Here is a 19,491-nt window from a genome sequence, read left to right on the forward strand (position 1 = left end):
ATGTTCATGCTTGAACGTATGGATGGAGTCCCACTATGGCATCATTCGGACTGAAGGTCATCCGGGGTGTATTCGGGGCCGCCGAACACGTCGCCCCGCGCCTTACGGGGCGCGCCGCATTCGAGCTGTTCTGCCGTACGCCGAACGCCAGGGTGCTGAGCGAGGGCGAACGTCGCGCCGTCGACCGCGCGGCCGATTTCATGGCCGAAGCGCGGCATCACCGGCTGAAGGCCGGATCCGGCTGCATCATGGCGCATGAATTCCGTCCGGAGCCGGGCAGGGCGTCCGCCGGAACGGTTCTCGTCGTCCATGGCTGGCGCTCGCGCACCGAATATATGCGCATGCTGATCGAGGGCTACCGCGCCGCCGGCTACAGGGTCGTCTCGCTCGACCTTCCCGGCCACGGCCAATCGCATGGCCGGCGATTGAACATGGTCAATGCCGTGGATGCGGTGCGAATCGCGGGCGAATGGTTCGGCCCGTTCGCGGCGGTGGTCGGTCATTCCTTCGGCGGCGCCGTCGCCGCCAATGCAATCGCCGGATCGATCAGGAACATTGCGCCGCTGGCGGCCGGGCGCCTGGTGCTGATCGCCGCGCCCAGTTCATTGCCGGCCATCTTCGCCGACTTCAGTCGCATGCTCAATGTCGGTCCGCGCTCGCAGGCCGCCATGGCGGACCGTGTCGAACATCTTTCCGGCCGGCCGCTGCACGAATTCACCGGCGATCGCCAGCTTGCCCAGGCGCCGGTGCCGACGCTGGTCATCCACGCACCCGACGATCGCGAAGTCTCGGCCGATCATGCCTGGCGTTATGCCGGCGCCGGTGACCATGTGTTGCTCCACTGGGCCGAAGGGCTCGGCCATCGCCGCATCCTGGCGGACAAGGGCGTGGTGGAACGCGCCGTCAGCTTCGTGGCCGCGCAACGGGAGCCGTCGCTGCTCCATTGAACCGCAATCAGGGCTGTTTCTTCTTCTCGCCGGGTTCCACCGGCAGTCCGGCCGCCTTCCAGGCGGTGTAGCCGCCAAGGATATGCTTGACCCGCGACAGCCCCATGTCCTGCGCGGTCTTGGTGGCGAGCGCCGAACGCCAGCCGCCGGCGCAGAAGAACACGAAGCTCTTTCCCGAAGCGAAGAACGGCTTGTGATAAGGGCTCTCGGGATCGATCCAGAATTCCAGCATGCCACGGGTGACATGTTTGGCGCCGGGAATCCTGCCGTCGCGTTCAATCTCGCGAGGATCTCGCAGGTCAACAAAGATGGTGCCTTCGTCCTCGATCAGGGCTGCCGCTTCCTCGGGCGAAAGCACTTCGATCTCGGCATTCGCCTCGTCCAGCAGTTCGCGATAACCCTTTTTCACCGTTCGATCCTCCCGGCCCGTTTAGACTGGCGCTCCGTCCGTTCGGATTTCGAGCACAACGCCCGGCGTTTGTCATCCCGCGTCGGGACCGGCCATCGTCTTCCAGGCGGCCAATGCCCCCTCCGCGGTCGCCAGCAGGGCCGCATGCGAAGCACCGTCGCGCGCCTGGATCGACATGCCGTGTTGAGCCGTCGCGAAAAAGGTCGCAGCGGCTTCGCAGTCGAAACTCCTCGGCAATTCGCCCACGGCCATGCGCCGAGGTCTGACGACGCCCCTGGGCTTCGACGGCCGGAGCGGATTGTGTCCGCTCCGGCCGTCACGATGTTGTGAAACCGTTCTGCCACAGCCGCCCCAAAATTTATGAAAGCTTAACGAAATCGGTATGAATCGGTATAGTCGCGTCTTACATCCGCCATGCGGTGGGCAAGACGCACGAGCGTGCGGAACGGAGCCGGTTGCGGCTGGAGCGGGTGACCATGAAATTGCCGGGAAACAAAGCTACCGCGTTGCCGCTTGCAGCGCTCGTGGCGACGCTGGCCCTGGGAACGCCGCAAGCAGGCGCGCAGGGGCTTTTCGACATGCTTTTCGGCGGCGGCGTAAGGCACGAGCCGCGAGGTGAGTTTCCTCCTCCGCCACCAAGGCGCAAGCCGAACCCCAACGTATCCGCCGGCGGTGGTGGCGGCGGCAGCGTGAAGATCAGCAGCCCTTCCTACTACACCTACAAAGCCGACAAGCTCGTGCGCGTCGACTTCTCGGCGCTTACGGCAGCGCCGCAGCCGGCGACGCCGCAGGACGCCGCCTTCGTGCCCTCAGCCACCGGCAACGCCTTTCGCGAGGCAATCGCCGGACTGAGCGACTACGAGCTCTATGCGGAGCCGGATATCGCCAAGGCGCTGATCGCCTATTATTCGGCCAATCCGGATTTCATCTGGGTGACCGGAGCCAACGCCAACGGCCGCGCACAGGACGCGGTGCGGGTGCTTGGCGAGGCGGCGAGCTACGGCCTGGCACCGTCCGACTACACGGTCGACGTGCCGACCGCCGCTGCGTCGACTGGTGACGCCGCTGCACGTTTGAAGGAGTTCGTGCGCTTCGAAATGGCGCTGTCGGCCCGCGTGCTTCGCTATGTCCATGATGCCCAAAGCGGCCGCGTCGAACCCAACCGCATGACCGGCTACTATGATTTCCCCGCCAAGCCGCTCGACATGGAAGGCGTTTTGAAGACGCTGGCGCACACCCAGGAAGTGCGCACCTATCTCGAATCGCGGCATCCGCAGAACCCGGAGTACCAGGCGCTGCGCGTCGAGCTGGAGTCGCTGCAAGCGAGCGCCGAAAACGAGATCGTCGTCGATCCCAACCTGTTGCTGAAGCCGGGCGAAACCAGTCCCGAGCTTCCCAAGCTGCTGAGCCTGATCGCGCGCGATCTCGACGACGAGATGGGCGGCGCCTACGGCGAAGTGCTGTCGCGGCTCGCCACCAGCGACGTCTACCTCCCTGAGCTGGTCCCGGTCATCAAGGCGGTGCAGCAAAAAGCAGGCATGAAGGGCGACGGCGTCATCGGACCGCGCACCGTCGCGTCGCTGGCCGGAACGTCCAAGGCCGACCGGCTGCTCAAGGTACAGGTGGCGCTGGAAGAACTGCGCTGGCTGCCATCCGACCTCGGCAGCCCGCGTGTCTTCATCAACCAGCCGGCCTTCACCGCGAGCTACATCGACAATGGCGAGGAAAAGCTGAAAACCCGTGCGGTCATCGGCAGGACCACCAACCAGACCGCCTTCTTCTACGACCAGATCAAGCAGGTCGACTTCCATCCCTATTGGGGGGTGCCGCAGTCGATCATCGTCAACGAGATGCTGCCGAGATTGCGCAGCGATCCGGGTTATCTCGACCGGGCCGGGTATGAGGTGACGGATTCGCGCGGCAAGCGCATTCCGTCCTCGGCGGTAAACTGGGGCGGCTATGGCGCGAACATCCCCTACAGCGTGCGCCAACTGCCGAGCGAGGCAAATGCGCTGGGCGAATTGAAGATCCTGTTCCCCAACAAGCACGCCATCTACATGCATGACACACCGCAGAAGTCGTTCTTCCAGCGCGATATGCGCGCGCTCAGCCATGGTTGCGTGCGGCTGCAGGATCCGCGGGGCATGGCGGCTGCGGTGCTGGGCACCTCGGTCGACGATATCGCCGAGAAGCTGAAGCACGGCCATTCGACCGAGAGCGTGACGCGCACAATCCCGGTCTACGTCGCCTATTTCACCGCATGGCCCGACATGTCCGGCAAGGTCGAATACTTCAACGACGTCTACGACCGGGACACGCGGTTGAAGCAGGCCCTGGACGCCACCGAAGCGGCGCGCTCGCCGTCGAGCTGAGAATTCAGCGGGCCGAGAGCGGTCGCCGGAAACCGGCGTCGCGCCCTGCGATCAGCCAGTAGACAAGCCCGGCGACCAGGCCGGCAGCGGCGATGATGCCTATATCGGCCCAGCGCTCCGAGGCCATGTCCTCGAGCGCGCTCGGCCAGATCAGGGCAAAGCCGCCGACCGCCGCCGCACCGCCGAAGAGCATGTGCAGCCAGAAGCCGCGCAACGAGAAGCATTCGGCGATCAATGCGAACACCAATGTCTGCACCCCGGTCAGCACGATCGTCAGGAAATAGATGAACATGCCGAGCGGCGGCACCACCAGCGCCGCGATCGGCGAGACGCCCATGAGGTCGAAATAGCCGGGCGCATCGGGCAGGGAACTCAACACGGCGTAGATCGCGACAACGGCGATCAGGCCGACCAGCACGGCGACGAGATAGCCGGCAAGCACCATCAAGATACGTTTCAACACATGCCTGGCCGTCGCCATGCATACCCCCCGTGAAGCTCCGCTGTAATCAGCCATCAAAGGTGCATTGGCGCAAGGGCGGGCGCATCTCACGCCGCAGGCTCGGCATTTTCAGATGGGGACCGGTGATCACCGCGGGGAGGGATCGCACAAACGGGTGTTCGCCCCTGGCAGGTTTCTCCTGACGAAGCTATCTGGGCTCGGCCGTCACCGGATCATAGGTGATTTCGACCTTCGCCTTGTCGGCGGTGTAGTAGGTGACGGTATAGGCGCCGTCGTCCCAGTCGACCTCCTTGACATAACGGAAGCCGTCGCGCTGCTCGACCTTGGCGATGATGTCGGACAATTTCTTGGCATTGGGCGGCGGCAAAGGCTTGTCGTCCGCGGCGAAGGCCGGCCCAGCGCCGAGGACAATGGCGACGCTGGTCGCCAGAAGAAGTCTGGACATGATTTTCCCTCAAAGTTTCGACGGAGGGAAACTCCCGATGATGATCGTTTGTTCCAACAGAAGCCATTGGTCGATCGGAGCTTTCCGGCCAGGATGCGCCAATTGCGGAGGCATCAAAGCACATGGCGTGTCGAAAGTCGTCCAAAGCCGTTCGCGTAATGTGGGCGGAATATCCCGGCTCGGGGATGGTGGGCGATGCAGGGATTGAACCTGCGACCCCACCCGTGTGAAGGGTGTGCTCTCCCGCTGAGCTAATCGCCCGCTCGTTGCCCGAAGGCCAAGCGAGCCGCGATATAAGGGAGGCCGGTGCGGGAAGTCAAGGCGGTGTCCGGCGTTCTCACAGAGGGCAGGTGCTTCCGGTTTCGTCACCCTCTTTCAAGCGCCGGCGCCATCTTCGATGTTGGAGGCATCCGCCGCAAATCGGAAATCGTCATTTCGTCGGGCGATTGCCTTGCGACGTTCTCAGAAGGATCGGTTTTTGCCCTTTCGCCTCTATCCCGCCTTGCGGCCGTTCAATGTTGCGCCGCGGCGATCAGCCGCTCAGCTAGGTCCAGCGTCAGCGCGTCGAAATGCGAGATTACCGCCGAGGGCTCGAACTCGCGCACGTGGCGGTCGGTGTAGCCGAAGTCGACGGCCACCACTGGGATGCCGGCGGCTTTCGCGGTGTCGATGTCGGTCTGCGAATCGCCGACCATCAAAGCTCGGTGCGGGTCGCCGCCGGCGCGCTTGATGGTTTCGGTGAGGTGGCGCGGATCGGGTTTGCGGAAGGCGAAGGTATCCTGTCCGGCAATCGCCGCGAAGTGTTTGGTCAGGCCGAGCGCCTCGATCAGCGCCAGCGAGTTGGCCTCGTATTTGTTGGTGCAGACGGCCAGGAGATAGCCTGCCTTCTCGAAGCGGGCGATCGCCTCGAGGACGCCGGGGTAGGGGCGGGACTTGCCGGGAATGTTGAGGGTGTAGTGGTCGAGGAACAGTTTCAGCAGCCGGTCGTGTTCGGCGACATCGAGCGACCGTTGCTGCGCGGCGTGCGCCCGTTCGATCATCACGCGGCCGCCATGGCCGACGAAGCGCCTGAAGCCGGCTTCGTCGACGGCCGCGAGCGCGCTGGCGGCAAGGCTGTGGTTCAGGCTGTCGAGCAAATCCGGTGCTGTGTCGATCAGCGTACCGTCGAGGTCAAACACGATGATCGGGCGGGTCATGATCCATCCTGGGCAGTTTATGCAATGGGCAGGCGATAAAGGCTGCGGCGCGTCAAGGCAAGCGCCGGGCAGGCTCGTTCAGGCAAGCAAGCTCCCCGGACCGGGCATTCGCGACCAACCGCCAGCCATGAAAAAACCCGCCAGTGCGGCGGGTCCCGGCGCAAATCTGCACCATAGGCAAATATGTAGCATAACTGCCTTCACCCAGTCAATGGCATATAAGAAAAAATTCCTATTAACGTTACCCGCTCATCGCTGGCTGGCCGCGCGGGCACACCATTGACGGGAGGCCGAACGTCATCAACCTACACCGCTGCAAGGGCTTTGACCGGACCGGCAAAAATGGTAGGAGCCGCAAACACCAGGTTCCGGGGCGGTAAAAGCGGCATGGATGCAAGACAGTTGAAGGTCGAAGCCGCGCGGGCGGCCCTTGCCCATGTCACCGACGGCATGCGGCTCGGCATCGGCACCGGCACCACCGCCGACGAGTTCGTGCGGCTGCTTGCCGACAAGGTGGCCACGGGCCTGACCATCATCGGCGTGCCGACGTCCGAGCGCACCGCCTCGCTGTGCCGCGAGCTTGGGGTGCCGCTGTCGACACTGGAGGAGACGCCGGAACTCGATCTCACCGTGGACGGCGCCGACGAAGTCAACCCCGCACTAACGCTCATCAAGGGCGGCGGCGGCGCATTGCTGCGCGAGAAGATCGTCGCGGCGGCGTCCGCTCGCATGATCGTCATTGCCGATCGCTCCAAGATGGTCGAGACGCTCGGCCGTTTTCCGTTGCCCATCGAGGTCAACCCGTTCGGCCTGCGCGCAACCGAAATCGCGATCGGGAAGGCGGCTGCAAGGCTCGGCCTTTCCGGTCCGGTTACATTGAGGATGACGGGCGGCCAGGCTTTTGTTACAGACGGCGGCCACTTTATCCTCGATGCATCTTTTGGCCGCATTCCGGATACAAGAGCGCTATCGAATGCTCTCCACGCCATTCCCGGCGTGGTCGAGCACGGTCTTTTCATCGGGCTGGCGTCAGCGGCCATCATCGCCGGGGGCGATGGCATCCAAACCGTCCATGCCGCCTGAAAAACAGGGAGTTCTATCGACCATGATGTTGCATAACCGGGTTCGCCGCTTGTCCGTCCTTCTGGCGGCATCGGCCGTCTTCGCCTTCTCTTCGCCGGCGTTCTCGCAGGACGTCACGGAAGCGCACCTGAAGGCGGCGCGCGCCGCGGTCACCGCGATCCATGCGACCGACCCGTTCGACAACATCCTGCCGCAGGCCGCCGCCGCCCTCGAATCGCAGCTCATCCAGAAGAACCCCGACATGCAGGAGCTGATCGCCAAGACGATCAGCGAGAAGGCGCTGGCGCTGGCCTCGCGCCGGGCCGACCTGGAGAAGGAAGCGGCCCTTGCCTATGCGAAGGTGTTTTCCGAACAGGAACTCAACGACATCGCGACCTTCTACAATTCGGACTCCGGCAAGAAGCTCCTCGAGAGCGGCCCGGCCGTGACGCGCGACCTGGTGAAGGCCGCCGATATCTGGCAGAACGGGCTTGCTCGTGACCTCGCCCAGCAGGTCGGTGAAACGCTGGCCGCGGCGGCCAAGGCGAAAGCGCCGGCAGCGCCTGCTAGTGCGGCCGCGCCCGCCGATGGCGCCGCGCCCGCCGATGGATCGGCCCCTGCCGACGACACGCAGAACTGATCCTGCCATTCCAAACGGCCCTGCGGCCATCTGTGAAGCCCGGCTTGTCCGGGCTTTTCTTTTGATGGTTTGCGGCCTACCTGTCACTCACATTTTCCGAAGCTCAAGGAGCCGCGCAATGGCCGGTTACGACTACGATCTTTTCGTTATCGGCGGCGGTTCGGGCGGGGTGAGGGCGGCGCGCGTCGCCGCAGCGCTCGGCAAGCGCGTCGGCATCGCCGAGGAATATCGCTTCGGCGGCACCTGCGTCATCAGAGGCTGCGTACCGAAGAAGCTCTATGTCTATGCTTCGCAATTTCCCGAGCATTTCGCCGATGCCGCCGGCTATGGCTGGACGGTGCCGGAAGCCAGTTTCGACTGGCCCACGCTGGTCGCCAACAAGGACCGCGAGATCAGCCGTCTGGAGGCGATCTACAAGAGGAACGTCGAGGGCGCCGGCGGCGAGGCCTTTGACACGCGCGCCATGATCGTCGACCCGCATGTGGTGCATCTTCTGGACGAGGATCGTACCGTCACCGCCGACCAGATCCTGATCGCCACCGGCGGCCGTCCGGCGCCGCACCCGGCACTGCCCGGCCACGAATACTGCATCTTCTCCAACGAGGCCTTCGACCTCGAGCAGTTGCCCAAGTCGATCATGATCGAAGGCGGCGGCTATATCGCGGTCGAATTCGCCAACATCTTCCATGGCCTGGGCGTCGACACCACGCTGGTCTATCGCGGCAAGGAGATCCTCAGTCGCTTCGATATGGACCTGCGGCGCATGCTGCACGAAACGATGGAGAAGAAGGGGATCAAGATCCTTTGCCATGCCGTCTCGGAATGGATCCGCAAACGGCCGGACGGCCGGCTCGACGCGTTGCTCACCGGCGGCCAGACGCTGACGGTCGACCAGGTGATGCTCGCCATCGGCCGCATCCCCAACACCGAGAATATGGGACTGGAAGGCATCGGCATCGAGATGACCGCGACCGGCGCGATCCAGGTCGACGCGTACTCCCGCACCAACGTCGAAAACATCTGGGCGATCGGCGACGTCACCAATCGCGTGCAACTGACGCCGGTGGCGATCCACGAGGCGATGTGCTTCGTCGAGACCGCCTTCAAGGGCAACCCGACCGCGCCCGACCACGACACGATCGCCACCGCCGTGTTCTCGCAGCCGGAGATCGGCACGGTCGGCCTGTCGGAAGACGAGGCGGTCAAGCGCTTCCCCGACATCGAGATCTATCGCGCGGCATTCCGTCCGATGCGGCACACCTTGTCCGGCCGCGACGAAAAGATGCTGATGAAGCTGGTGGTCGATGGCGCGTCTAAGAAGGTACTCGGCGCGCACATATTGGGGCCGGATGCCGGCGAGATGGCGCAGCTTCTCGCCATTCCGCTGAAGGCCGGGCTGGTCAAGGATGATTTCGACCGCACCATGGCCGTGCATCCGACGGCCGCGGAAGAGCTTGTGACCATGTACAAGCCGACTTACCGAGTGAAGGATGGCGAGCGCGTAGACTGACGGACAAACGCGCCGCGGCAAGGTGCTTGCCGCGGCGCAGCTAGGAGAGCTGCTACAGCAACGTGCCGCGCAGGATCACCTGCGCCACCGAGAAATAGATGACAAGCCCGGTGACATCGACCAGCGTGGCGACAAACGGCGCCGACGCGCTGGCCGGGTCGAAGCCGACGCGTTTCAAGGCGAACGGCAACATCGAACCCGACAGCGAGCCGAAGGTGACGATGCCGACCAATGCCGCTCCGACCGTCGCGGCGATCAACGGCCAGTGCGGGCCGTAGTCGTAGAAGTCGAAATACTGCCAGAGCGCGATGCGGCAGATGCCGACGACGCCGAGTATCGCCCCGAGCAGGAGGCCGGTGGGCAATTCGCGCAACGCCACCCGCCACCAGTCGCGCAGGCCGATCTCGCGCAACGCCAGCGCGCGTATGACCAGCGAGGTCGCCTGCGAGCCGGAATTGCCGCCGGAACTCATGATCAGCGGAATGAAGAGCGTCAGCACGATCGCTTTTTCCAGCTCGCTCTCGTAGCTTTGCATCGCGTTGGCCGTCAGCATCTCGCTGATGAACAGCGCGCACAGCCAGCCGGCACGCTTCTGGATCATGGCGAGGAAGCTCATCTTCATGTAGGGCTCGTCCAGAGCCTCCATGCCGCCGAAGCGATGCACGTCCTCCGTCGTCTCCTCGATCATCGTGTCGATGATGTCGTCGATGGTGACGATGCCGAGGATCTTGCCGTGATCGACGACGGGAACGGCGAGCAAATCGTATTTGGAGATCGTCTGCGCCAGGGTTTCGCGATCGGTCAAAGGCGTGACGGTCACCGGCACGCGGTCCGGCGCCACCGACAGGATCGAATCGCCAGGCTCGCCGGTGATGAGCCGGCGCAGGCCGGTCGAGCGCATGAGCAGATGCGTCTCGGGATCGACGATGTAGATGGCGTAGACGGTTTCGCGCGTCCGCTCGACCTTGCGGATGTAGTCGAGCGTGCGGCCGACGGTCCAGTCCGAGGGCACGCTGACGAACTCCGTCGTCATGATCGAAGCGGCACTGCCTTCGGGGTAACCGAGAATCGAGAGCAGGGTTGCGCGCAGCGGCGGCGCCAGCACGCCGAGCAGCTCGGAACGGGCGGGTTCGTCAAGATCGCGCAGGATGTCGGCAGCGCGATCGACCGACATGGCGGTAAGCAGCTTGCCCGCCTTGGCGCGAGGCAAGGCCTCCGCCAGCTCTGGCGCGCCCTCGAGCTCCGGCTGGTCGAAGATATCGACCAGCCGTTCGAACGGCACTTCGCAAAGCAGCTCGGTCGCCGTTTCGCGCGACTCGCGGTTGAGCGCTTCGACCACGTCTGCGACATGGTCGTTTGCAAGGATGCGGGCGATGGCGACGGCCTCGTCGTCCGCTACGGGGGAAAAATCGTTCATGGTTCACTCCTTGCCGTCCGGCAAGACGTGAACCGTCGAGGTCACGTCAGGGCGGACGGCGGTTGCGTTCGACTGTGACTGTCGCCAGGCATGGCGCGGTGACCTTTCCGCTCGCGGGTTCGAGTTTGATGTCTGCGAGCGGGCGCAACATAGGAGCTCGCCTTGCCCTGTCAATCGAAGTGATCGAGGAAGATGCGGGCAACATGCCCCAGTCGCAAGACTGTGATCGCTGAAGCGTATCGCGCCGAAACGGTAAAATGGCTGGACGGCCTATGCCGCGGCGAGTCCGGCTACTTCTGCTTCAGCCGGCGCGGAAAACGCAGCCATTTGTCGTCGACCGGCCTTGGCACCGGCCCTGGCTGTGCGAGAATGGTGGTGAGCTCGGGAGGCAGGCTCGGCACCAGCGGCTTCTTGGTGGCGACGCCGTCCGCGATCGCGACGATCGAGTGGTAGAACTCGGCGCCGGTGACCGATCGCGGCGCCACCGCTTCATGCATGACGCTGATCACCGTTACATCCGGGCAGTTGTCCTTGATCGCCTGGTGGAAGGCAACCTTGCCCTCCGGATCGAGTGCGCCGGTCGCCTCGTCCAGGAATAGTAGCCCGGGTTGATGGAGCACGATGCGGGCCACCACCAGCTTCTGTTTCTGACCGCCGGACAGGACCTGATCCCAGCTTTTGCCTTCGCGGCTTTCGTCGCCCATATTCTCGATGAAGTCGCCCAGACCCGCCTTGTGCAGCGCGGACGCGACCTGCGCGTCGCCATGGTCGTGCTCGGAGCCCGGCAGGCAGACCAGCTGCTTCAGGGTCACCTGCTGCAGCTTGACCTCCTGGGCTGCATAGAAACTCTTTACCCCTTCGGGGAAGACGATGGTGCCGCGGCCGTAGGGCCACAGGCCGTTGATGGCCTTGATCAGCGAGGTCTTGCCGCAGCCAGATTCGCCTTTCAGGAAGGTCCATTCGCCGCGCCGGAAGCGCAGGTTCGCCGCAACGAGGAAAGGCGTTGCGTCCTCACCCTGATGCGCCAGTTCAAGCTTCTGGATGGTCAAGCCAAAAACCGGGTTCTGGCTGGCGTAGCGGAAGTCGGAACGGCCGCTCTGGCTGTAGAATTCCTGGGGATGCTGAACGTTCTCGATCGCATTGGCCAACTCGGTGACACGCTGGCTGTTGGCGCGCAGGGTGGCGATGGCGGGCATGACATGGATGAACCACGAACATTGGCCGATCAGCGAATTGACCAGTTCGGAGCCGGTTATGTAGCCCTTCAGGTCGAAGCCGTTGTGGATGAACGGCACAAGGCCCGGTCCATAGGCGACAATGCGGGCGCCGATGAAATTGTAGATCAGCTCGAACGACATGTAGACGGTGTTGACGATGTTGAGCCGCGTCCATGTGCCGTCAATATCGCCATAGAGGCGGCCATGCATGGTCCTCTGAACGCTTTCGCCCCGCGAGGCCGCGACATGGAAGCTGCGGCGCAGGAATGTCGTCAGCTCGCCACGGTAACTGCCTTCGGCCTGCTGCATCCTGACATTGAGACGCTCGAGCATGCCACCGAGCTTTACCGCGATCCAAGTGTTGAGCGGCACATAGATGGCGACGGCAAGGAGGGCGAGGATGGCGCTGCCATAGCTGCCGAGGAATTCGAGCCCCTTTACCTCGACGGAGGTCTCGAGCAGCTTCTGGCCGACGAAATAGAGCGAGGTGGCGACACCCAGCACGCCCATGGCTAGGCCGATGGCGCCGCCGGTCATGTCCTTGATCGATTCCTGGACGCGCTGATCGATGTTGTCGGGGGCCGGCGCGCCATTGCCGGTCGAGGCATGCTGGGCGTGGAAATGGGTGTGGTTGCCGTCCAGCAGCGCCTCGTTGAAACGGCTGTCGAGCCAACCGCGCCATTTGCGGTGCAAGGTTGCCGAGACAAGATTGCGGATGCCCGTGAAGCCGGCGTCCTTGAGCACGACCAGCAGCACCAAAATAGCGGCATTGGCCAAAAGCGTCTGGAGAGGGGTGGTGTTGGCGGCGTCGTGGAAGAAGGCGATCGAGTTGACCAGTTCTCCGGATGCTTCTGCGAACCAGACGCCGGCCTTGCTGGACAGAGCGGTGAGCAGCGCGATCACCAGCGTCAGCGTCCAGGCCTCCTTCCACCGGTCCGAGACCCAGTAGGCCCGCATCAGGCCCCAGAAGCTGCGCATCGAGGAAACCGGGGTCAGAAGCGACCGCCTTGCGGCATCGCTGTGTAGTCCATCTGTTCCTGACAGTTGCGGTGGTCTGTCGACCCGAATCACAATCCCGCCCAAACCTTTTTTGTATTGTTACGGATGGTAACACCAATTGATCATTTTCCATTAATTTTTATAGGGGGGCAGCGGCATTGAGGTGGATGCCGTGGCTGCAGGGCAACAGGTTGGGCTTCCCGAGCGTCGCGCCAAAGCCGACGAAAAGCCGGTTTAAGCTAGTGATGTCAGGTAATTACGCGGCATCAGAGCGCGACGTTTCTACCTTCCCCTAGGGAAGGCGTTCGCACGAATTTGTGACCCGCTTGGGCTGCCCGGCAAGCCGGCTTTTCATTGCAGGCTAATCAAAATTCCGGAAAACACGTCGCCCTGGACGCCTGATTCCTCGCCGGCATGTCCCCGCCGGAAGTCCGGAAATGACCTGAGACGCTGGGCAAGCCAGCGATCGACCGGACCGGCGGCATCAAGGCAGGCCGCGACGCCGGCAAAGCCAATGATCGCGGAACCCACCGGGGCCAGGCGTTGCCTCACGCCCGGGGAGGGCTGCTTGAAAATCCTGCGTTGAAGATCGGGTTCAGTCGACTTTTTCCAGTTCGCCACGCGCCTTGGCGGCGGCTACCTGGCGGATGGCGTCGGCGAGCGTGTCGACGTCCTGCGCGCCCATCACCGCATATTTGCCCTCCAGCAGGAAGCATGGCACGCCTGATATGCCCATGCGCGACGCGGTGGCGATCTCGGTGCGAACCGCCTCGACATCGGCATCGGTCGGCAAGAGCGTCTCGACAACGGATGCGTCCATTCCGGTCTCGCGCGCCGCCTCGACCAGCACGGCGTGATCGCCGATGTTGGCGCCTTCTTCGAAGTTCAGCTGGAACAGGCGGCGCACCAGCCGGTTCTGCACGTCTTCGCCGGCCGCACCGGCCCAGCGAATGACGCGATGGGCATCAAGCGTGTTGGGCGCGACCTTGATGGCGCCGAAAGCGAAGGAAATGCCTTCGGCTTCACCGAGCGGCTCGATACGGGCGTGGATCTGGCGAATGTGTTCGTCGCTGCCGAACTTGGCCAGCATATACTCGCGGCGATCCTTGCCTTCCGGCGGAATGGTCGGATCGAGCTGGAACGGCCGCCAGCGTATATGCACATCCACCTCGCCGGCGGCGGCGACCGCCTTATCCAGCCGCTTCTGGCCGATGAAGCACCATGGGCACACGACGTCGGACACCACGTCTATGGTGATCGTATTCGCTTGGCTCATCTCGATCTCCTGAACGTTCGGGCGCCGTGCACTTACCGGGCTTCCACTCCTGGGCCTATGCTCAGTTCGGCTTTCGCCACCAGGTCGGCAACTGGTAACCGAATATGGGCGTCTTTTGCGGATGGTCCAGATAATTCCAGTAAGCGATCCATTGCTGCGTGTTGTGCTGCATCGGCACCATGTAGTTGCCGGAGATCAGCAACCGGTCGAGAACGCGCACGGCGGCGACGTAATCCTCCTTGGTGCGGGCGCGCAACATGGCCTCGATCGCAGCGTCCACCGCGGGATCGGCGACGCCGGCGAGGTTGAACGAACCTTCAGCCTTGGCGGCGGAGGATGACCAACGCCCGATCTGCTCGATGCCGGGCGAGAGCGAATTGTTGAAGCCGCTCGAGCCGATCAGCACCTCGAAATCGAAACGCTGCTTGCGCGACTGGATCTGGTCGCCGTCGAGGCTGCGGATGGAGACATCGATGCCGATCTTTTCCAGCGTGCGCTGGTAGATGCCGGCGAGACGCTCCTCGTCCTGCGAGGCGGTCAGGATCTCGAAGCCGAAGGGCTTGCCCTCGGGGTCGAGCATCGTGCCGCCCTGCAGGTGGTAGCCGATGCTTTTCAGGAGATCGAAAGCCGCCTTCAGCACCTTGCGGTCCTGGCCCGAGCCATCCGTCACCGGCGGCCGCCAGGTTCCGTCCATGACGTCGGCCGGCACGCGGCCGGGGTAGGGCGCCAGCAACGCCTTTTCCCTGTCGTCGGCCGGATGGCCGAGCGCGGAAAGCTCGGAATTCTGCCAGTAGCTCATCGTTCGCGCGTATTTGCCGCCAAACAGGTTCTTGTTGGCCCATTCGAAGTCGTAGAGCATGCCGAGCGCCCGACGCACCACGGGGTTCGAGAATTTCGGCAGCCTCGTGTTGAACAGGAAACCGGTCACGACGGGTGGAATACCGGTGTCGAAAGTTTCGGCAACCACCTCTCCCCTATGGAAAGCCGGAAAATCCAGATCGCGTTCGCGCTTCACCGGATCGCTGTCGTCGTCGATGGCGCAAAGGCCTTTCTTGAACGCCTCGAGCTTGGCATTGGCGTTGAGGAAATATTCGATGGTGATCTGGTCGTAATTGTCGAAGCCGCGCTTGGCCGGAATATCCTTGCCCCAATAGTCCGGGTTGCGCTTGAAAACGATGCGCTGGCCGGGCGTCACCTGTGCGATCCTGTAGGGGCCGCTGCCGATCAACGGCTTCAGCGTCGTCCTGTCGAAAGTCTCGATGTCGAAGGCGTGCTTGGGGATGATCGGCGTCAGCGCGATGATCAGCGGAAATTCGCGATCGGCCTTGTCGTTGAAGGTGAACCGCACGCTGTGGTCGCCGGTCTTCTCAAGCTTGGCAATCCTGGCCATGCGGTCGCTGTAGGGCGGACGGCCTTTCTGCGTATAGGCATCGTAGGTGAACAGCACGTCCTCCGGCGTCACCGGCTGGCCGTCCGACCATTTGGCATTCGGGTTGAGATGGAATTCGATGCTCTTGCGCTCGGAATCCATGTCGGCCGACTCGGCAAGCAAGCCATAGAGCGTGAAGGCCTCGTCGGCATTGCGCTGCATCAGCGGCTCGAAGACCAGATTGCCGAAGATCGTGTCCATCATGCCGCGCGCCGTGGTGCGCAGGCTCTTCAGGATGAAGGGGTTGAGATTGTCGAAACTGCCGACGACGCAATAGGTAATGCTGCCGCCCTTCGGCGCGTCGGGATTGACGTAGTCGAAATGCGCATAGTCGGGCGGCAGGGCCGGCTCACCCTGCATGGCAATTGAATATCTGGGTTCCGACGCCGCCGGCAGGGGCGAAAGGGCGAAAAATGATGTCGCGGTGATCAGCCAAACGAGAACGCGGCCCATGACCGTCTCCTTACCGGGTCGGCTTGATGATTCGGTGCGCACACTAGCATGGGGCACCGCCAATGTTCGTTGCCAAGAATCGCAGATTGCGGGCTGGATTCCGCACCGCTTGCAGTGTAACACGCCGTCCGAAGTCATTCTGTTGCCTCATTTCGGCAACAGGTAGCTGGACCACACGGCGCGAAGAAGCGGGTCCCCGGGATCATTTGAGAGGAAGTGCACGACATGACGAGCCTGAACAGCAATGCGTACCGCCTGTCGGTCATGGCCGCTGGCGTGATCGGCTTTCTGGGCGCGGCAATTCCCGTTGCTTCCGCACAGCAGCAACAACAGATCCCGCAGGGCTGGTTCAAGGCTTGCACAAAGCAGGAAGACGTCGACATCTGCAACGTGCAGAACATCACCACCGCCGGCAACGGCCAGTTGGTCACCGGTGTGAGCCTGATCGAGCTGAAAGGCAAGGTGAACCGCAAGGTCTTCCAGGTGACGGTTCCGACCGGTCGTCTGGTTGGTGCCGGCATTGGCCTCCAGATCGATACCGGCAAAACGCAGAAGCTTGAATATGTGGTCTGCTTCCCCGACCGCTGCGTGGCGGAAGTGCCGCTGACCGACCAGCTCGTCGCCTCCTTCAAGAAGGGCCAGGCGCTCACCTTGACCTCGATCAATTTCCAGAACCAGCCCAATCCGATCAAGGTCGCGCTGCAGGGCTTCAGCGGCGCCTATGACGGCCCGCCGCTGCAGCAGTCGGACATCGAGGACCGGCAGAAGAAGCTCCAGGATTTCGTCGCCAAGAACAACCAGGACTTCGCCAAGAAGCTCAAGGAAGAGCAGGACAAGGCGAAGACCGCGAACTGATCGGTTCGGGCATTCTCAAAGCCACAAAAAAGCGGGGTCATGCCCCGCTTTTTTGCTTCTGCACCTGACTCACTGATCAGTGCCTGAGGTGATCAATGCCTGGACTGCCGTTTCGGTTCGTAGCGTCCGTCCGGCTTTTTGTCGAACATTTCCTTGATCTGCGGGTGGCGGACCGGTTCTCCCGATTGGTCCTCGAGCAGATTCTGCTCGGACACATAGGCGATGTACTCGGTTTCCGAATTCTCGGCGAGCAGATGGTAGAACGGCTGGTCCTTGCGCGGGCGCACGTCGACGGGGATCGCCTCGTACCATTCCTCCGTATTGGCGAATTGCGGATCGACATCGAAAATGATGCCCCGGAACGGAAACAGCCGATGGCGAACCACCTGTCCGATCGCGAATTTGGCTGTTCTCATCGTACTCACCACTGAATTCCTTAGCTTTATTTGGCGCAGACTCCGAATCAATTCAATCCCGAAGCTTTGAGCGTCCTCAAGCTGCGTGTGATACGGAGCAAAGATTGTGGGCGAGTTGCCGGCCATCGATGCCTGCCGGCAGCAAATGTGTTCGCAAGCTCACTGCTGGCGCGCTTGCTTTCCCAAGCCACCGCCAAGCGCCGCAAACCCGCTGCCGGGACGGAGCCCTTCGCGCATGAAGAAAGCGCGAAGCGGTGCAAAACCACCAAGCACGCCGAGCCCGGCACCGCGCGCCATCTGCGCCGGCAGCAGGTCGGAAAGCAGCGACATGTTCAGTAGATTGACCGCGCTGCTGCGCGCCAGAATATCGGGCCGGCGCTTGAAGTCATAGATGGCGAGCGCTTTCGCGGCCCCTGGGTCTTCATAATTTTCATTCGCGATTCCAATAAGATCATCGATATCCCTAATGCCAAGATTGAGCCCTTGCGCGCCGATCGGCGGAAATACGTGGGCGGCTTCGCCGACAAGCGCCACCCGGTCGCGCGCAAAACGCAGCGGCGTCGCCGTTGCGAGTGGGTAGACCTGCCGGCCTGGCTCGACCATCACCCGGCCCAGCATGGACTGCATCCGCTGCTCGACCCGCAGCGACAACGTCGCATCATCCAGCGCGGCGAGTTCCGTGGCGGTTTCCGGCTTGACCACCCAGACCAGGCTCGAGCGGTTGCCGGGCAGCGGAACCTGCGTGAACGGACCGGTTTCGGTATGGAACTCGGTCGAGGTGAAGGCATGATCGCGGCTGTGGGAGAAGTTGAGCACCAGCGCTGCCTGGGGATAAGTCCGCGCGGCGGTCGAGATGCCCGCCGCCTGGCGCGCCGGCGACAGGCGTCCGTCGGCGGCAACAGCCAAGGATGCTTCGATCACGCTGCCGTCGGCAAGGGCCGCGCGAGCCTTATCGGCGCCGAGATGCCAGGCATCGACCATGGATGTCAGCCACGCGATCCCGGAATGCGCGGCAACCCTGCCGGCGAGCGCGGGAATGAGGACGCTATTGGGCAGGTTGAGCCCGAACTGATCCTCGTCGATCTCGCTGGCGCGGAAGGTGACGACCGGACTGCGGATCAACCGGTTGGTCGCGTCGACGATGCGCATCACCTTGAGGGGCGCGGCCTGCGGCTTGATGTCGGCGAGGACGCCCAGCCGCTCAAGCACCTTCAAGGCAGGGTTCATCAGTGCCGTCGTGCGGCCATCGGGAGCGGATGCCTCCGGCCCGACGAGCGTCACCGGAAAGCCGGCATCGGCGAAACCGAGCGCGGCGATCAGCCCTGCCGGCCCCGTGCCGGCGATGAGTATCCGTGCTGTTTTCTGATGCTCCAAGATCGACTTCCGGCTTGCGATGCGGGGCAGCGCACGCGCCCCGCCACTCGATGAGCATATAGGTCAGGTCATATGGCTTGATCAACGGGGCGATTCGGCCCATTCGAAGGTCATGACCGGCCGCCAGGACGACTTCAGCCATCTCGACAGCGCAGGCCGTGCGACGGCCGATATCGCACGCAACCCGCGTTTGACGGTGAACCTCGTTGTCGGCGCCGGCATCCTGCTTGCCTGGCTGTCCCTGGCCGCAATGGCGGTCCGCGCCGCGGAGGGACGCGCCGCGGGTATCGGCGCTCCCGGCGACGCCTTGTTGAAAACCCTGCCGCAGCTGCCGTTGCCCGATTCGCTGGCCCGGTTCTTCGCCCTCTGCCTCTCGGCCGCGCCCCTGGACGGAGATATCGGCCCGCGCGCCGGTGCGCTGACGGCAATGTGGTTCCTGATGGCGACCGCGACGATGCTGCCCTCGGCGGCACCGATGATCCGAACCTATTGCGAGATCGCCGATACGGCCCGGATCAGGCATGAGCCGGTCGTCCATCCGCTGGTGCTGGTCGCCGGCTATCTCTCGACATGGCTGGCCGCGTCGGCTGGGTTTGCGGCGCTGACGCTCGCCATCGATGCGTTCGCCTCGTCAGGCCAGATGTTCGATCCGGTTCTGGGCATTGCCGGCGCTGTCGCCTTGCTGGTCGCCGGCCTCTACCAGTTCAGTGGCCTGAAGGAGGCCTGCCTGAAGAAATGCAGGAACCCCTTCGCGATTCTGTTTTCCAACTGGAGCGCGCGGCCTGCAGCCATTTTCCGGCTCGGCGTCGCGCAAGGCATCTGGTGCCTTGGCTGTTGCTGGGCACTGATGCTGGTGATGTTCGCCGTGGGCGTGATGAACGTCTTCTGGATGGCGCTGATCGGCCTGTTCACCCTGATCGAAAAACAAGCCGCGAGCAGGCTTCCAACCCGGCTGGCCGGTGCGATACTGCTTGTCTGGGCAGCCGCGCTGCTAGTAGTCTCGCTATGAGT

Annotated in this window: 18 protein-coding genes, 1 tRNA gene and 1 pseudogene; 7 read left to right on the forward strand and 13 right to left on the reverse strand. The window is 63.2% G+C overall.

Annotated elements, in window-relative coordinates; translation table 11 throughout:
* Window positions 1-35: 35 nt before the first annotated feature.
* The gene (locus LB545_RS19890; RefSeq protein WP_140557193.1) at window positions 36-947 is read left to right on the forward strand and encodes an alpha/beta hydrolase; all 912 of its coding nucleotides are present in this window, start codon (window positions 36-38) and stop codon (window positions 945-947) included.
* A gap of 7 nt (window positions 948-954) precedes the next feature.
* Here the strand turns inward: LB545_RS19890 and LB545_RS19895 are convergent, their stop codons facing one another.
* The gene (locus LB545_RS19895; protein WP_140498621.1) at window positions 955-1,356 is read right to left on the reverse strand and encodes a rhodanese-like domain-containing protein; all 402 of its coding nucleotides are present in this window, start codon (window positions 1,354-1,356) and stop codon (window positions 955-957) included.
* A 72-nt stretch (window positions 1,357-1,428) separates the two neighbouring features.
* Window positions 1,429-1,608, reverse strand: a pseudogene (locus LB545_RS19900) (TetR/AcrR family transcriptional regulator); the annotation flags it as partial.
* A 224-nt stretch (window positions 1,609-1,832) separates the two neighbouring features.
* Between LB545_RS19900 and LB545_RS19905 the strand changes: the two are divergent.
* Complete coding sequence (locus LB545_RS19905; protein ID WP_224705692.1) at window positions 1,833-3,728, forward strand: murein L,D-transpeptidase; 1,896 nt, start codon at window positions 1,833-1,835, stop codon at window positions 3,726-3,728.
* Between the two features lie 4 nt (window positions 3,729-3,732).
* Here the strand turns inward: LB545_RS19905 and LB545_RS19910 are convergent, their stop codons facing one another.
* From LB545_RS19910 to LB545_RS19925, 4 genes are all read right to left on the reverse strand, one after another.
* Window positions 3,733-4,209, reverse strand: coding sequence for a hypothetical protein (locus tag LB545_RS19910; RefSeq protein WP_224705693.1), 477 nt, complete (start codon window positions 4,207-4,209; stop codon window positions 3,733-3,735).
* Window positions 4,210-4,378: 169 nt separating this feature from the next.
* Window positions 4,379-4,636 (reverse strand): PepSY domain-containing protein, encoded by a 258-nt coding sequence (locus tag LB545_RS19915; RefSeq protein WP_140669919.1) that lies wholly within the window; start codon window positions 4,634-4,636, stop codon window positions 4,379-4,381.
* A gap of 186 nt (window positions 4,637-4,822) precedes the next feature.
* A tRNA-Val gene (locus LB545_RS19920) sits at window positions 4,823-4,897 on the reverse strand.
* A 251-nt stretch (window positions 4,898-5,148) separates the two neighbouring features.
* Window positions 5,149-5,832 (reverse strand): phosphoglycolate phosphatase, encoded by a 684-nt coding sequence (locus LB545_RS19925; protein WP_140498617.1) that lies wholly within the window; start codon window positions 5,830-5,832, stop codon window positions 5,149-5,151.
* Between the two features lie 387 nt (window positions 5,833-6,219).
* Between LB545_RS19925 and rpiA the strand changes: the two genes are divergently transcribed.
* From rpiA to gor, 3 genes are all read left to right on the forward strand, one after another.
* A complete protein-coding gene (gene rpiA, locus LB545_RS19930; RefSeq protein WP_140625135.1) occupies window positions 6,220-6,915 on the forward strand; it encodes a ribose-5-phosphate isomerase RpiA in 696 nt (231 codons plus the stop codon).
* A 22-nt stretch (window positions 6,916-6,937) separates the two neighbouring features.
* A complete protein-coding gene (locus LB545_RS19935; protein ID WP_140625136.1) occupies window positions 6,938-7,534 on the forward strand; it encodes a DUF2059 domain-containing protein in 597 nt (198 codons plus the stop codon).
* A 118-nt stretch (window positions 7,535-7,652) separates the two neighbouring features.
* Complete coding sequence (gene gor / locus LB545_RS19940) at window positions 7,653-9,044, forward strand: glutathione-disulfide reductase (RefSeq protein ID WP_140625137.1); 1,392 nt, start codon at window positions 7,653-7,655, stop codon at window positions 9,042-9,044.
* Between the two features lie 52 nt (window positions 9,045-9,096).
* Here gor and mgtE read toward each other — a convergent pair whose 3' ends face one another.
* The 5 genes from mgtE to LB545_RS19965 form a co-directional block, all read right to left on the reverse strand.
* Window positions 9,097-10,461 carry a magnesium transporter gene (gene mgtE / locus LB545_RS19945; protein WP_140625138.1) on the reverse strand — a complete coding sequence of 455 codons (1,365 nt, stop codon included), beginning with the start codon at window positions 10,459-10,461 and terminating at the stop codon, window positions 9,097-9,099.
* A gap of 290 nt (window positions 10,462-10,751) precedes the next feature.
* Window positions 10,752-12,656 (reverse strand): ABC transporter ATP-binding protein/permease, encoded by a 1,905-nt coding sequence (locus LB545_RS19950; protein ID WP_181170926.1) that lies wholly within the window; start codon window positions 12,654-12,656, stop codon window positions 10,752-10,754.
* Window positions 12,657-13,028: 372 nt separating this feature from the next.
* Window positions 13,029-13,298, reverse strand: a complete 270-nt coding sequence (locus LB545_RS19955) for a hypothetical protein (RefSeq protein WP_140498611.1) — start codon at window positions 13,296-13,298, stop codon at window positions 13,029-13,031.
* Window positions 13,273-13,953: a DsbA family oxidoreductase gene (locus tag LB545_RS19960; RefSeq protein WP_140498610.1), complete on the reverse strand. Its 681-nt coding sequence runs from the start codon at window positions 13,951-13,953 to the stop codon at window positions 13,273-13,275. Before LB545_RS19960 ends, LB545_RS19955 begins: the two co-directional genes overlap by 26 nt.
* Window positions 13,954-14,014: 61 nt before the next feature.
* Entirely contained in the window at window positions 14,015-15,835 is a 1,821-nt protein-coding gene (locus tag LB545_RS19965) for an extracellular solute-binding protein (protein WP_224705694.1), read from the reverse strand.
* 225 nt (window positions 15,836-16,060) lie between these two features.
* On the opposite strand from LB545_RS19965, the gene LB545_RS19970 reads away from it, so the two are divergent.
* Window positions 16,061-16,690, forward strand: coding sequence for an invasion associated locus B family protein (locus tag LB545_RS19970; protein ID WP_140498608.1), 630 nt, complete (start codon window positions 16,061-16,063; stop codon window positions 16,688-16,690).
* Window positions 16,691-16,782: 92 nt separating this feature from the next.
* On the opposite strand, the gene hspQ is transcribed toward LB545_RS19970, so the two are convergent.
* On the reverse strand, window positions 16,783-17,106 hold the full coding sequence (hspQ, locus tag LB545_RS19975; RefSeq protein WP_181165343.1) for a heat shock protein HspQ: 324 nt from the start codon (window positions 17,104-17,106) through the stop codon (window positions 16,783-16,785).
* A gap of 159 nt (window positions 17,107-17,265) precedes the next feature.
* Window positions 17,266-18,480, reverse strand: coding sequence for a UbiH/UbiF family hydroxylase (locus LB545_RS19980; protein ID WP_224705695.1), 1,215 nt, complete (start codon window positions 18,478-18,480; stop codon window positions 17,266-17,268).
* A 112-nt stretch (window positions 18,481-18,592) separates the two neighbouring features.
* On the opposite strand from LB545_RS19980, the gene LB545_RS19985 reads away from it, so the two are divergent.
* Window positions 18,593-19,489 carry a DUF2182 domain-containing protein gene (locus LB545_RS19985; RefSeq protein WP_224705696.1) on the forward strand — a complete coding sequence of 299 codons (897 nt, stop codon included), beginning with the start codon at window positions 18,593-18,595 and terminating at the stop codon, window positions 19,487-19,489.
* Window positions 19,490-19,491: the final 2 nt, after the last annotated feature.

Source organism: Mesorhizobium sp. BR1-1-6, assembly GCF_020165355.1.
In the GTDB taxonomy this organism is placed as follows: domain Bacteria; phylum Pseudomonadota; class Alphaproteobacteria; order Rhizobiales; family Rhizobiaceae; genus Mesorhizobium.